This window comes from Lacrimispora sp. YZC11 (genome assembly GCF_057543815.1).
In genome coordinates, this window is the sequence record NZ_BAAJYQ010000008.1 from 83,750 (window position 1) to 96,784 (window position 13,035).

The window sequence follows — 13,035 nt, forward strand, 5'->3', positions numbered from 1 at the left end:
CATTTACTGGAGATTATTTAAAAATCTACCTCTTTATCATAGTAACAACAGGTTAACAGTTTCTCCATCTCTGCGGGCGCAATCGGCCTTGGATTGGAGCCGGTGCATGCATCACCTACTGCCAGCTCTGCTACTGTCTTTAATTTATCATTGAACTCTGCTTCGTCAATGATTCCACCTTCATATTCCTTAATACAAGCAGGAATATCCAGCTTTTTGTTCATGGAACGGATCTCTGCGATCAATGCATCAACCAGCTCCTCATCATTATTCCCCTTTAAGTCAATGAAGCGGGCAATCTCTGCATAACGTTTTGCAGCCTCAGAAACCTTGGAATTAAACTTAATTACTTTTGGAAGATACATGGCGTTTGCACAGCCATGGACAATATGTCCCCCTGAATAAGCGGCACCTGTCTTATGTGCCATGGAATGAACAATTCCCAAAAGAGCATTGGAGAATGCCATACCGGCCAGACACTGGGCATTATGCATGCGGGCACGGGCTTCTTTGTCCCCATTGTAAGAATCATTTAAGTCATTATGTATCATCTTGATCGCATGAAGAGCCAGAGGATCAGTATAATCGCAATGAAGGGTGGATACGTAAGCTTCAACCGCATGAGTCAGGGCATCCATACCGGTATGGGCGGTCAGCTTCTGAGGCATGGTCTCAGCCAGGTCCGGATCAACGATTGCAATATCCGGTGTGATGTTGAAATCTGCCAGCGGATATTTCACTCCCTTTTTATAGTCCGTAATTACGCTGAATGCTGTAACCTCGGTAGCCGTACCAGAGGTAGACGGAATGGCACAGAATCTTGCCTTTGTTCTCAAAGTCGGGAAATTAAAAGGAATGCATAAATCTTCAAATGTGGTATCAGGATACTCATAGAATGCCCACATAGCTTTTGCCGCATCAATAGGGGATCCTCCGCCGATGGCAACGATCCAATCCGGCTCAAACTCCCGCATCATTTCAGCGCCCTTCATCACCGTATCCACGCTGGGATCCGGCTCTACGCCTTCAAACAGCTTTACTTCCATTCCGGCTTCCTTTAGACAGGCTTCGACCCTGCCAAGAAATCCAAAACGTTTCATGGAGCCGCCGCCGACAACCACAATTGCCTTTTTTCCTTTTATATTCTTAAGCTCTTCCAGGGCGCCCTTTCCGTGATACAAGTCTCTCGGTAATGTAAATCTTGCCATCGTATAATCCTCCTTGTAAAATTCCAGTTCTTTGTTATAGCTATATTGTAGCTCAACCATGCAGGAATTACAAAGGTAAAAAAATATATATCAGTATATAGATACTGATATATATTTAACATTCCTATTCTAAAAAATATTCTTCACTGCTTCCAGCTCATTTAAAAATCCTTTATCCCAGGCCGTAAACGAATACCCTTTCCTGTAAACCAGCACATCCCGAAAGGTCCCGGTCTTTTTTCTGCACTGCCGTTCCACCAGGCCATACCTTGTAAGGAGCTCTTCCGGCATGGGAGAAACCCACATATACGTATGAGGATCTTCCAGCAAAAGATTGAACTGGCTTCCTCTCTCAAATACGTAAACGCGTTTTGGAGATTCCAAAAGTCTTCCCTTCTTTTCAAAATTCTCCCGGCGGCCCGTTGCTCCGTCACCATGGACAATTTCTATATACGGCAGCAAATCCTCTCCCGTGATTTCCTCTTTTTCTGCCAGGGGATGATCTGCGGACATGAGAAGCCTTAAGGAATATTCCAAAACCGGTTCCATAAGAAGGCCTTTTGCCGCTGCTGCCTGGGTATAATGCCCTTCTAAAGAGGACTGATACCGGATGATTCCCAGATTATATTCTCCTGTTTCCACATCCTTTAAAGTATCTGCGGAATTTGTCTCCCGAAGCCATACACAAATTCCTTCCTCCTGGTAAAGACTTCGGATGAATCTGGAAAATGCAAGGCTTAGATAGCTTGCCCTTGGCATGGAAAGAGAAAACTCCACCCCTCTTACCTCATCCGGTTTATATAAATGTTCCATCTTCTCGATCTGGTCCAGGACATTTCTGGCATGCTCCAGAAAAATCCTTCCTCTTGCCGTAGGAACCATGCCTTTGGAAGTCCGTCTGAAAATCGGTGCGCCCAGGCTTTCTTCCAACGTTTTAATCGCCTTGCTTAAATTAGGCTGGTCCATGTAAAGGTTGACGGCAGCCTGGGTAATGGAGCCTGTTTTTTCCACCTCAACGGCATATTGTAACAATACGGTATTCAATCATCTTCCTCCTTGGCCTACTGGCTGCCTTCCTTGTCCGCCTCATAAAGATATTTGGACAGAGCGGCCAGCGACACAGCCATGTTCTCGTTCTGCACCAGCACATGATCGGGTACGGTTAAGTGGGTTGGAGCAAAATTCCATATGGCCTTTACACCGCCGTTTACCAGGCGGTTGCATACCTCCTGGGCACATTCCGCCGGAACCGTGATGATGCCGATGTGTATGTTCATTCTCTGGCAGAGGTTTTCCAGCTTTTCCATGGGAAAAACCGGCTTTCCTCCTGTTTTTGTATTCACCCTTCTTCCATCGGAATCAAAAGCCAGGACTATCTCCACACCATACTGCTCAAACCCTTTATAAGACAGAAGGGCTTTGCCCAGGGATCCGACTCCTACCAGAGCTGCCTGGTTCGCATTATGAAACCCCAAAAACTCCTCCATGTCTCTGATTAAGTTCTTCACCACATATCCCAATTTGGGCTTTCCGGCTGTTTTTGCCACCATTGCCAGATCCTTGCGCACCTGAACCTCATTAAGCTGAAGATCCAGGGCAATGGCCGGCGCCGATATTGTCTCTGTTCCTTCCCGATATTTCCGTTCCAGATAATGATGATACATCGGAAGGCGCTCCAAAGTCTTCCTGGATATTCCTCCGACCATGTTTTTTTTCTCTTCCATAAGTGTGTACCCCCACCTTATTTTTAACTGCTGGATTCATCATTTCCCTTAATTTTCAAAGCTGTTGCGTTTCAGTTCTTAAGACTCCCCTTCCTTATGAAGGTCCGTAAGAAGCATGGCATCGCCGAAACTAAAGAAACGGTAACGCTCTTTAATGGCTTCCTCATAGGCATGAAGCACATGATCCCTCCCTGCAAGAGCGGATACCAGCATTACCAGCGTAGATTCAGGCAAATGAAAATTCGTGATCAGGCAGTCCAGAATCTTAAAACGGTATCCTGGATAAATAAAGATTTCCGTCCATCCGCTTCCTGCCTTTAAATTCCCTTCTTCTGTGGAAGCAGATTCCACCGTACGGCAGCTGGTCGTTCCCACACAGACGATGCGGCCGCCGTTTTTTTTCGTGTCATTGACCTTTTTCGCCTCTTCCTCTTCTATAATATAGAATTCAGAGTGCATATGATGTGCTTCGATCTCATCCACCTTCACCGGGCGAAAGGTACCAAGACCCACGTGAAGAGTCACATGAGCGATGGACACTCCCATATCCTCAATTTCCTTTAGCAGCTCTTTTGTAAAATGCAGACCGGCCGTTGGCGCGGCCGCTGATCCCTCATGCTTTGCATAAACCGTCTGATAGCGGTTCTTATCCTTTAACTGGTGGGTAATATAAGGAGGCAGAGGCATCTGTCCCAAACGGTCCAGTATCTCTTCAAAAATTCCCTCATAGGAGAACTGGATAAGACGGTTTCCTTCTTCCACCACATCGATTACAGTTCCCTTTAACAAGCCCTCCCCAAAGGAGATAACCGTTCCTGCCTTTGCCTTTTTCCCGGGCTTTACAAGAGTTTCCCAAATATCGTTTTCTCTTCTCTTTAATAAGAGGATTTCTATTTTTGCCTCGGTCCCTTCTTTCACACCAAACAATCTTGCCGGAATGACCTTGGTATCATTTATGACCAGACAATCCCCTTTCCGTAAATAGGAAAGGATGTCCCTAAAATGCCTGTGCTGAATATCTCCCGTGTGTTTATCCAATACCAGAAGCCTGGAAGCAGAACGGTCCTCAAGGGGGTCCTGGGCAATCAGTTCCTGGGGGAGATCAAAATAAAAGTCCCTAACGTTCATAAATCTGTACTCTCCTTTGCCAAAAATGCTCCTCTGCAGGGTGCTACGCAGAGAAGCATCTGTTTTACGTATTGTTTGATTGGCTGTCTGAATCGGTTGTATCTTCCGGCGCTTCCTTCTCATCCATCAGAATGTGATAGACAGCAAGGAGATTTTCGTCAGACTTTAAGACATTCTCAAGACTATCGTTTACCTCTTTTGCTTGCCTTTGCACGGCCTCAGACTTGTTTGCCCTCTCCATAAATTCAGACTGTTCTGCGCTGGTATCTGCAGCCAGATAATAGCTTCCATCTGCTGCTGTCTTTACATAGCATACAACCAGGCTTGGCGCTAAGGTTTCCGCCTGACGGAATTTGATATCAAATCTGGCATATACCAGGTATTCGCCCTCGTCCACTCCCGGAACCGTATAGCATACCAGGTTTTCAAAACTCTGGTAGAATTTCACTTCCTCTTCCATTCTGGCTCCCTGTTCTCTCAGTACCTCTTCAGAATAGGTATTGCCATATACCTTTGAAAGCGCCTCTATATCGCAGGTTTTCCTGGCTTTAAAATATGCTTCCATCAAATCATGAATTGCCGGTATGGCCTCTTCCTGCAGCGTAATCTCTACCTTTGCTGAATCTGATGGTGTGCTTTCAGCCTCAGAAGCCGATGAATCCACTGCTTCTGAGGATACATGAGCCGGATCATTTCCTGTCTGTTCGGGCTTATCCAAAACAATAACGGCAAAAATCAATATAATCGCTGCCAAGGGAAAAAACAGAAATTTCAGTATCCGTCTGACTTCTTCCTTGGAACACTTCTTCCATTTTTCAAATAAGTCCTTCATATGGGCTTGACCTCCTGGAGAATCAATCTCCTTTTCATTCTAACAAAAAAACAGACAAAAATCAACAAATACTATTGCGCTTTAAAAGAAACTATAGTAGAATATAAAAGATGCATCTGTAGCTCAGTGGATAGAGCAGTGGCCTCCGGAGCCGCGTGCGTAGGTTCGATTCCTATCAGATGCATTCTTTTTTTATCTATTTTTAATCCTCTCGAAAGCCTTATTTTATAAGGACTTTCTCGTATTTATCAGCATTTCGCGAATCTTCCCATTTACTGGTTTTTACTGGTTTTTACTGGTTTTTACTGATTTCTACTGGTTTTTACTGAAAGATAATGGGTCAATAATGGGTCGCGTAATGGTCAGATAATGGGTCAAAATAATACCCCTCTAAACCTTAGAGATACCGGACATTACGTCTGTCATCTGATCATTCAAAACGTGGATATATGTGCTGTATGTAGTATTAATATCGGTGTGTCCCAATAGTTTGCTGACAACACTAATCTATGTTCCTGCTTTTAACAGCCTGGAAACAAATGTATGTCTGAATGCATGAATCGTATAATCTTCCGCTCCTACTACTCCAAGAACACTTTTAAACGTTCTCAAAATATTCCGTTCAGAAACATAACCACCATCAGCAGTACTTGCTACATAATCCGTTTTAATCTTCTTTCTTCTATTATAATCCTGTATCTGTGTCAGAAGAGAGACCGCCATGTCATTCAAAGGTATCAGCCGATTTCCCAATTCCGTTTTCGTTATATCACTGAAGGTCTTCTTTTGCTTTCCTACAACAGAGCCGCTTTTGTCTCGTTCTTTTGCTATGGTCAATGTTTTGTTTACCCTTAGAGTCCTCTTTTCAAAATCAATGTCTTGCCATTCCAAAGCCAAAGCTTCACCAATTCTCATTCCAGTGTTTAAAATCAGCAGCAGGACAGGCATATGCTTAAAGAACTGACTATTGCTCTCCCGTAATGTATTATTAAACTCAAACATTTTGTCAGTTATGTTTTCAGGTAGAATTTCAGTCTTTTTTGTTTTTACTTTCATGTTACGCTCAATTGGTAATCGAACAGCGGGGCATGGATCAAGGGCTATCTTCTGAGAGTTATAAGCATACTGGAATACCCCTTTTACAAATTCATAATGCTTCTTAACCGTAGAATATGCCTTTGTGGCTGATAAATCGTTAATCATGTACTGTTTGTCCTCTGTGGTTACACTTCCAAGTTGAATACAACCTATGTAATTACAAACAGTGTTGTATGTCTGCTCAAGACGGTCATATGATACTGGCTTTAATATAGGATATTTTACTGTCTTCATCCAAAATTCTGCATAGTCGTGAAAGGATGTGGATTCTGCTTTTACAGTATATTTTGTCCTGTCCTCATTATATTCCTTAATTTTACGTTTAAGTTCTCTTTCGGTTTTAGCGGTAAATGACTTGTATAATGCCTTTCCGTCTGGTCTTTTTCCTGCTACATAGCGGTATTCATATCGTCCATCCTTCCTTAATCTTGTTGAACCTTCACCTTTATCTTTTCTTTTTGTTGCATATCGCTCATTATACGAATCCTTTCCATAATAGTAGAGCATAGGCAATCAATTTGACCATGCTCATATTTTATCAAAATAAGTCATATTTTATAGTTTTTCCAGAATTTTTCTTGAACCAATCATCAAGAGCCTCTTTTGTAAGCATTGACCTCGCCCTTAATCACTCACTAATTTGTAATTTCTTTGCGTCCTCTATCTGCTGTTCAAGCGTCATAGTCCTCAACATATACCTCTTCGCCATTTCTGATTTCTTTATATACCTTCTGAGATAGAGACCTTGCAAGATTGTATTCTGCCTGCTCCAACGACATCTGTAACTTCAACTTTTCATTGGTTTTCTCTAATAGATCAGCCTTTTCCTGCAAGGCATCAATTTCCGCCTGATGTGCATCAGACGCACACCTTTTTCACCCACGCGTGAAAAACTATAACTTAATCCCACGCGGGAAAATCCGATTAGTTACCAATATAGCGAAAAAGACTTCTGCTCAAATAAGAGCAAAAGAACCGATTCCCAAATAGAAAACGGATAAGGCTAATATTGGGAGTAAAATTATTTGACTCTAACCTTTTGTTATTGTGCCTCTGAATCTTAAATTTAAGACGCAGATATTCGAGTGCCATTCTGACACGTAGCATAACAAATCCCAATGTATCTACAATACGTTTTAAAGGCTAATAAGGGCTTCTAAAACCATATCCTTACAAGTTTAACGCCCAAGACATTTTAAGCGGTATTTGAGGCAAAATTTGAATGATATGGTTGATATATTTGAAATGTGAAACTGCTTATTACATTAATTTGGCGGAATTCATATGTACATCTCATTCTACTCATCTACATGGCATAAAAACGAAAAGAACCTGCAAGCATTGGCTCACAGGCTCATCTATTATTGGCAAACACCATCTGAATCAAGCAAATATCCATCAACAGTTTTATTCACCTGCATTACTCCGCTTTTCAGGTCGAAATAATACCATTTTCCATCCATATCCTGGAACCACCCCTTATTCATATAGCCAATTTCATCAAAGTGATACCACTCGCCATCTGCCGGATTCTTTACCCAGCAAGATATGGCATATGTATTATCATTCCGCAGATATTTCCATTTCCCACTGTCTAATAACCACTGTCCCTGAGCTAATTCCGGCGAAAGCTGTGTTGCTGCTTCTCCCTCATAGGCGGCTAGGATAATCATAATACTGGTACCTTGTTTGTAATATCCTACTCTAGTGAACCAGAGATTTAACAAAACCTCCTCTGCGCCGCTTGAAAGAAACAAGCTATATCCCTCAGCAGGAGCCTCACAATGAATATAAGCAACATGAATAATATTATTCTGGGTCTGGTTCGCTGTTAGCGAATACACTTTATCAAGTGTTATGCTGCCTTGATTTGCAACAGTAATATCAAATGCCTGTTTTGCAACTACATTCAGATTATTATCATGGATTAATGGGGTAATACCCTTTTCCTTACGGGTAAAGTTAATATAATCCAACTGATTTTTACTGCCGTAACGATATCCAGTTCCGGCATGTTTGTCGTCTCCTGAATAAATAATCCTTCCCTGCTCATCAAATGTATACAAAGATCCTTCTCTTGTAATACTCTCATTCCTATAAATAGTACCATGAAGATTAAACATATAGTAAAAACCATCAATCTCCTGAATCAAACTATCACCAATTATAGCACTACCATCCGACTGCAGGTAAAACCAATCATTATCAAAAAACAACCAGCCTATTTGCATGACTCCGCTTTCGTTAAAATAATACCATTTCCTTACTTCTTTATTTCCTTCTTTTTTATAAATTGAAACCCACTGCCCTGTAAACTGCTGCCCATCTCGGTTGTAACTGCAAGTCCACCCCTGATCAGTCTGCGTCCATGCAATATTCTCCGATTTAAATACCGTTCCTGCACTGTTCTTTGGTGAATACGGCTTGTTTGATTCCGCAGATGATGAAAAAACCAACATGATTGAAAAAATAGCAGCAAGAACTGCTCCTTTTATTTTCTTCCTCATATTCCTCCTCTAAATAACTTCAAAATAAAGTGCTATATAACACGATTATATGGTATTTATATGGCAATTACAATACTCTCTCCCCTTGATTTTCCGCAAAAATAAAATCGAATGAAAAAGCGGACTTATCAATTTGGTGGGTTTGCTTTTTTGACTTTAGCTATAATTGAAATTTCTAAAGTATACCCCGGTTTCGCGTAGGATACTTTGAGTAAAAATGTGAAAGTATACCCCGGTTTGGCGTAGCAAAAAGTGCAGTCCCCTATCATATAAGAATATATATTCATATAAGACCCCTATTTTCGCTTTCGCTCAAATTTGAAATATCATAGGTATTAAAACTTTTTATATCCTTTTCTTCTATAATAAATCCACAAGGGTTTAAGTATAATGTTGACTTTCATTATTAATTTACTATTATTGATAAAATTAATTTTTTCACTACATATCCTCCTAGTTAAATGCGAAAAAAATTATATCAGATAGTCTTAAAATCACATATAGGCAAACAACCAAGAGTGAGAGTAATTAATCACTCCCACTCTTGGTTGCTATAATCTTTAGCTTTTGCGTTTTTTGATAAATATTATTATCAAAATAATAACAATTATAAGTAATGAATAATTTATAGCTGTCCAAATATAATTAAACAATACCATATTATCACCGAATTACAGATACAGTACCAGACATACTAATTGGTCTGCTGTAAAGTTTTAACAATCCATCTATTAAAAGATAATAATCAATTGTTCCGTCAGTATAAACATATACATCTTTTCTACTAGAAGTAATTGTTGCACCAATACTGTTTTCTGTCCAACCAAAACCTAAAGTAAAACCAGTAAATGTCGTATATGGGTCAAGGCTAGTGATCGTCCCTGTGTTTCCATTGCCAGAAGTTGTATATCTTAATTTTAAAGAAATCGTACCAGTACTAACTTTGGTAGTAGCTACTGTTGTATTCCCGTTAGTAGCACGAGTTAGGATATCGAAATTTGTTTGTACATTAATATTGTTAAACACCTGATTTAGGTATGCCACAGCTTCTTCATCTGATTTGAATGATACTGGGGTTACATTAGATGGAATCTCTTTTTTTGATATTACCTTTAAATCATCTGTAGTGACAGAATCTTGTCCCGAAGCTAATGCAGTTCCAGTGCAAAAAAAAGTAAGCAATAAAACGAGGCTAGTTATTTTTTTAATCATAGTCATAATAAATTCCCCCTTTGAGATGTGCTTATAAGGTAAGCGTCATATAGTTATCCGGTTTAAATCAACTCAAACCATTGGAATCACCTTCTTTCAAAATATATAAAACTCATATAAAAAGCATTTCATATTTAATAATGTTAATTAGTATATACAAAATTCACTAACTTATATTGATATTATACTACAATATATCTCTGAATAAATATTTTTGCAATTTTCGTTAATTTTTTCTTCCTTAACGCAATTTATATTTAATTACTATAAATAAGTAAATCTAGAAACATTCACAAATTTCGAACATAAATAATATAAAATAGAGATTTTTCAGTTTTTTCTTTTCCAAAAATTCATATCATAGCCATTTTATTGTAACTTTTCTAATATACCCATTTGTAGTTATTTAACTAAATTCAAACTCTAATACAACAAGTTCCGTCATAGAGCGAGATCCATACTCCTATCCTCCTATATACACGTACTTCCTATTCATTATGCATAATCATCAATCATTAACTTCAATCTTCCATTTTTTCTGCTCGTAAACCCACTTACCATTGCACAAAACATTTTTTGATACACGATATCCTAAAGTTCCATTATTGTCACAACTGCCTGTAAGCAAGGAATATTTTTTGTATGCGTAATGAATCATGAGACCATAGTTAGAAATCCAGTAGTCCTTATAATCCATCAGTCTTATAAATGTTTCATCTGTGCCTATTGGAATTATTGGATATATGATAAATTCAAAACTCTTTCTTGCTTTATTTTTTTAAAGTGTCGATTCATTAGTATATCTAAGTTGTCTGAAAACTTTATTTCTTGTTTAGTCTCAATATATTCTCGCTGATACATGTATTCACACGCTTTACACTGCTCCAGGTAATAAGGTACATTCACTTTGTTATCCATAAGCCTGAAACTGCCCATCGGTAATTCTCTTCCGCATTTATTACATATCCTAGTTTCTAGGTTATAAGAAACCTCGTTGTTCTTGTCGTAATTAATTCTAATGTCATTCATTGAACCACCTTTATATTAACCAGAGATTCAAGAAAATCACTATGGGGGGTGTGATTAACATTATGACTTTTATATCCCAGGGGCAATCCCTTAAATGCCGTATTTTAAGGGGAATCTTTGTCATAACTCCTATAAAATAAGGCTCCATATATGGTCCCATCAAAGAAACGCTTATTCTATAAGCATTACTTCAATATTGGCCACTTACAAAACCGCCATTTTACGTTAATTCAGTCCCATAGCAAATAAGCCCAGAATACATATATCCTGAACTAGATAAATCCAATTATCCTATATCTATTTTTCATGTCTTTATCACAGGAAATAGTTGTGCTGATATGTTGACGCTCCCAATTCTGGGAACGTGGATTGCACATGGAAAAACACATTACTGTATCTAATACTAAACCCTTTATAATAATGTCGATATTTGTCGTATATCGGTATTTTGTCAGACAAATATATAGTTATTAGCGTAATTAAGTTAATAATAATAAATTTGTAATTTTCTTTCCTCTATAATGTGTTATGCTTTTATTATAATATTAATGTAGGAGAAAAACCAATGAAAAATCGAACAAAAGTCAAGAGTATTGCAATTGCACTATCTCTATTTCTGATTACACTATTTATTTTTGAAATTTTTATTAAAGAGAATTCTATTTCTAAACCAGAATTGATTTCGATTACTAATAGGCATCTAATCGGTAGAGAGGTAATTACTAATGGCGCTACTGTCTATACCAAAGATGACCAAAGCGGTAAAGAGCCTATTCTTCATTCCATGCCAGATAATTCAATTATTATTGATAGTGAAGAATTTATACCTGTTGCTATATCCCAATTCAAAACAACTAAAGAAAATGATAGGTATATTACTCCTAAAATAATATTTAATAATGGCAGTGTAGCAGTTTTTACAAAACCCGATGGATCAGGTTGGGAATTAGAGAAAGGGGATTCCATTATTTATTCTTTTGAAAAATATCTTGTAGATTTTTCAGAAACGCAGTCAATGGCCGTAGGGTATATTAAAAATAACACTATGACTAAGGGCAATATTTATGAAAATAGAACGGGGAAGTATACAGAAGAAATCCAAGAAACCGGAGAGTATTATTTGTATATTGCTAATTTTTCCTCGGAAAATATTGCATTAAAAGAGGGTAGTATTACATTCAATACCAATAGATAAGAAAGGGGCAGTTGCCTCATTTGCCGAAGAAACCTCCCAGAATATTAATGAAGTTCAGTGGGAATATGAGGTACATAGCAAGGACGGTAATAAGATTACGGTAAATTATCAGTTAAATAGATCTGCTTCCCACCACTGGTCATTAAATGAAGTTAATTTAGGTGAAGTAGCTGGTGAAACTTTACAAGCAATTGCTGTTAAACAGAGTTATACACCGTCTGAAGCTGGCTATTTCTATGGTATAATTGCGAATTATTCATCAGATCCTATTACAGTAAATACTTTTTCAATAACATTTAAATAAAGTCAATTATCATATTGGTATTGAATGTATCATTTATATTTCCGCCATTAGCAGGTGGTTAGTCAAGAGGATGTCCTTCTAGTTTTGGGACATCTTCTTTGGACTTTTGCAGTCTTTTTCTTGGTGGCATTATTGCTTACATTTCTACTTAAAAACATCTGTACTTTTCGTATTCTTAATCTCCTATCACATTGGAAATAAAATCATGTCCAACTGATCTAGGCAATATGAAAACATTTGAACTTAAGAAACGCAACAGATTTAAAGAGCTGTTCTACAATATTTATAACGAAGCAGAAGGCCTGGCATTTTCCATCTTACTGAAATTACCAGAGAATCTTATTCGATCTTCCTTATTGACTGGATTGACAGATATACTGCAAAAAGAAATAGCATCCCACCGTCCAAAGTAGATGCTATTTCAAAATAGGTATTTTACTGAGGGCAATCGGAAAATCAATTCCGAAAACCTTTCTAAGTAGATTATACAATGGAGGGCTTGGGAAATCAAGTCCTCTTTTATTATTGTTCTAATATACCTTCAATATTCTGCATCTACTGTCTTGACCTCTTTTATCCCAGTAGGAATTTCCTCCATACCCTTATCCTAAGAAATTGAGCATTGACGATATAAGGAACTATTATGGAAGTACTGAGGTACAGACAGAGGAAAGAAAGAAGTTGAAACAGGCGGAAAAAATAAGGGTGTAACCAAATGAAACGGCTACACCCTACCATACTTAATTTCAGACCAAATGTTACCTCTCAACAATGAGTCTATTTTTTTATAATATAAAT

Annotated in this window: 9 protein-coding genes and 1 tRNA gene; 2 read left to right on the plus strand and 8 right to left on the minus strand. The window is 38.4% G+C overall.

The window, feature by feature from the left end; translation table 11 throughout:
* Positions 1 to 17: 17 nt before the first annotated feature.
* The 5 genes from AC27IJ_RS12585 to AC27IJ_RS12605 form a co-directional block, all read right to left on the minus strand.
* The gene (locus AC27IJ_RS12585) at positions 18 to 1,208 is read right to left on the minus strand and encodes an iron-containing alcohol dehydrogenase (RefSeq protein WP_312447819.1); all 1,191 of its coding nucleotides are present in this window, start codon (positions 1,206 to 1,208) and stop codon (positions 18 to 20) included.
* A 129-nt stretch (positions 1,209 to 1,337) separates the two neighbouring features.
* The gene (locus tag AC27IJ_RS12590; RefSeq protein WP_312447821.1) at positions 1,338 to 2,252 is read right to left on the minus strand and encodes a LysR family transcriptional regulator; all 915 of its coding nucleotides are present in this window, start codon (positions 2,250 to 2,252) and stop codon (positions 1,338 to 1,340) included.
* 17 nt (positions 2,253 to 2,269) lie between these two features.
* The gene (locus AC27IJ_RS12595) at positions 2,270 to 2,932 is read right to left on the minus strand and encodes a redox-sensing transcriptional repressor Rex (protein ID WP_312447822.1); all 663 of its coding nucleotides are present in this window, start codon (positions 2,930 to 2,932) and stop codon (positions 2,270 to 2,272) included.
* Positions 2,933 to 3,010: 78 nt separating this feature from the next.
* Complete coding sequence (gene queA, locus AC27IJ_RS12600; protein WP_487149160.1) at positions 3,011 to 4,060, minus strand: tRNA preQ1(34) S-adenosylmethionine ribosyltransferase-isomerase QueA; 1,050 nt, start codon at positions 4,058 to 4,060, stop codon at positions 3,011 to 3,013.
* Between the two features lie 64 nt (positions 4,061 to 4,124).
* Entirely contained in the window at positions 4,125 to 4,892 is a 768-nt protein-coding gene (locus tag AC27IJ_RS12605) for a hypothetical protein (protein WP_487149162.1), read from the minus strand.
* 112 nt (positions 4,893 to 5,004) lie between these two features.
* On the opposite strand from AC27IJ_RS12605, the gene AC27IJ_RS12610 reads away from it, so the two are divergent.
* Positions 5,005 to 5,076, plus strand: a tRNA-Arg gene (locus tag AC27IJ_RS12610).
* Positions 5,077 to 5,399: 323 nt separating this feature from the next.
* On the opposite strand, the gene AC27IJ_RS12615 is transcribed toward AC27IJ_RS12610, so the two are convergent.
* From AC27IJ_RS12615 to AC27IJ_RS12625, 3 genes are all read right to left on the minus strand, one after another.
* Positions 5,400 to 6,497 (minus strand): tyrosine-type recombinase/integrase, encoded by a 1,098-nt coding sequence (locus tag AC27IJ_RS12615; protein ID WP_312447826.1) that lies wholly within the window; start codon positions 6,495 to 6,497, stop codon positions 5,400 to 5,402.
* 854 nt (positions 6,498 to 7,351) lie between these two features.
* A complete protein-coding gene (locus tag AC27IJ_RS12620) occupies positions 7,352 to 8,497 on the minus strand; it encodes a PspC-like choline-binding domain-containing protein (protein ID WP_312447829.1) in 1,146 nt (381 codons plus the stop codon).
* 663 nt (positions 8,498 to 9,160) lie between these two features.
* Positions 9,161 to 9,715, minus strand: coding sequence for a hypothetical protein (locus tag AC27IJ_RS12625; protein ID WP_312447830.1), 555 nt, complete (start codon positions 9,713 to 9,715; stop codon positions 9,161 to 9,163).
* A 1,588-nt stretch (positions 9,716 to 11,303) separates the two neighbouring features.
* Between AC27IJ_RS12625 and AC27IJ_RS12630 the strand changes: the two genes are divergently transcribed.
* A complete protein-coding gene (locus AC27IJ_RS12630) occupies positions 11,304 to 11,933 on the plus strand; it encodes a hypothetical protein (RefSeq protein ID WP_487149165.1) in 630 nt (209 codons plus the stop codon).
* Positions 11,934 to 13,035: the final 1,102 nt, after the last annotated feature.

What these genes read in the sequence shown, in the direction of transcription:
- AC27IJ_RS12585 (WP_312447819.1), bottom strand. Translation starts at nt 1,208, where the DNA reads ATGGCAAGATTTACATTACCGAGAGACTTGTATCACGGAAAGGGCGCC.
- AC27IJ_RS12595 (WP_312447822.1), bottom strand. Translation starts at nt 2,932, where the DNA reads ATGGAAGAGAAAAAAAACATGGTCGGAGGAATATCCAGGAAGACTTTG.
- queA (WP_487149160.1), bottom strand. Translation starts at nt 4,060, where the DNA reads ATGAACGTTAGGGACTTTTATTTTGATCTCCCCCAGGAACTGATTGCC.
- AC27IJ_RS12605 (WP_487149162.1), bottom strand. Translation starts at nt 4,892, where the DNA reads ATGAAGGACTTATTTGAAAAATGGAAGAAGTGTTCCAAGGAAGAAGTC.
- AC27IJ_RS12615 (WP_312447826.1), bottom strand. Translation starts at nt 6,497, where the DNA reads ATGCTCTACTATTATGGAAAGGATTCGTATAATGAGCGATATGCAACA.
- AC27IJ_RS12620 (WP_312447829.1), bottom strand. Translation starts at nt 8,497, where the DNA reads ATGAGGAAGAAAATAAAAGGAGCAGTTCTTGCTGCTATTTTTTCAATC.
- AC27IJ_RS12625 (WP_312447830.1), bottom strand. Translation starts at nt 9,715, where the DNA reads ATGACTATGATTAAAAAAATAACTAGCCTCGTTTTATTGCTTACTTTT.
- AC27IJ_RS12630 (WP_487149165.1), top strand. Translation starts at nt 11,304, where the DNA reads ATGAAAAATCGAACAAAAGTCAAGAGTATTGCAATTGCACTATCTCTA.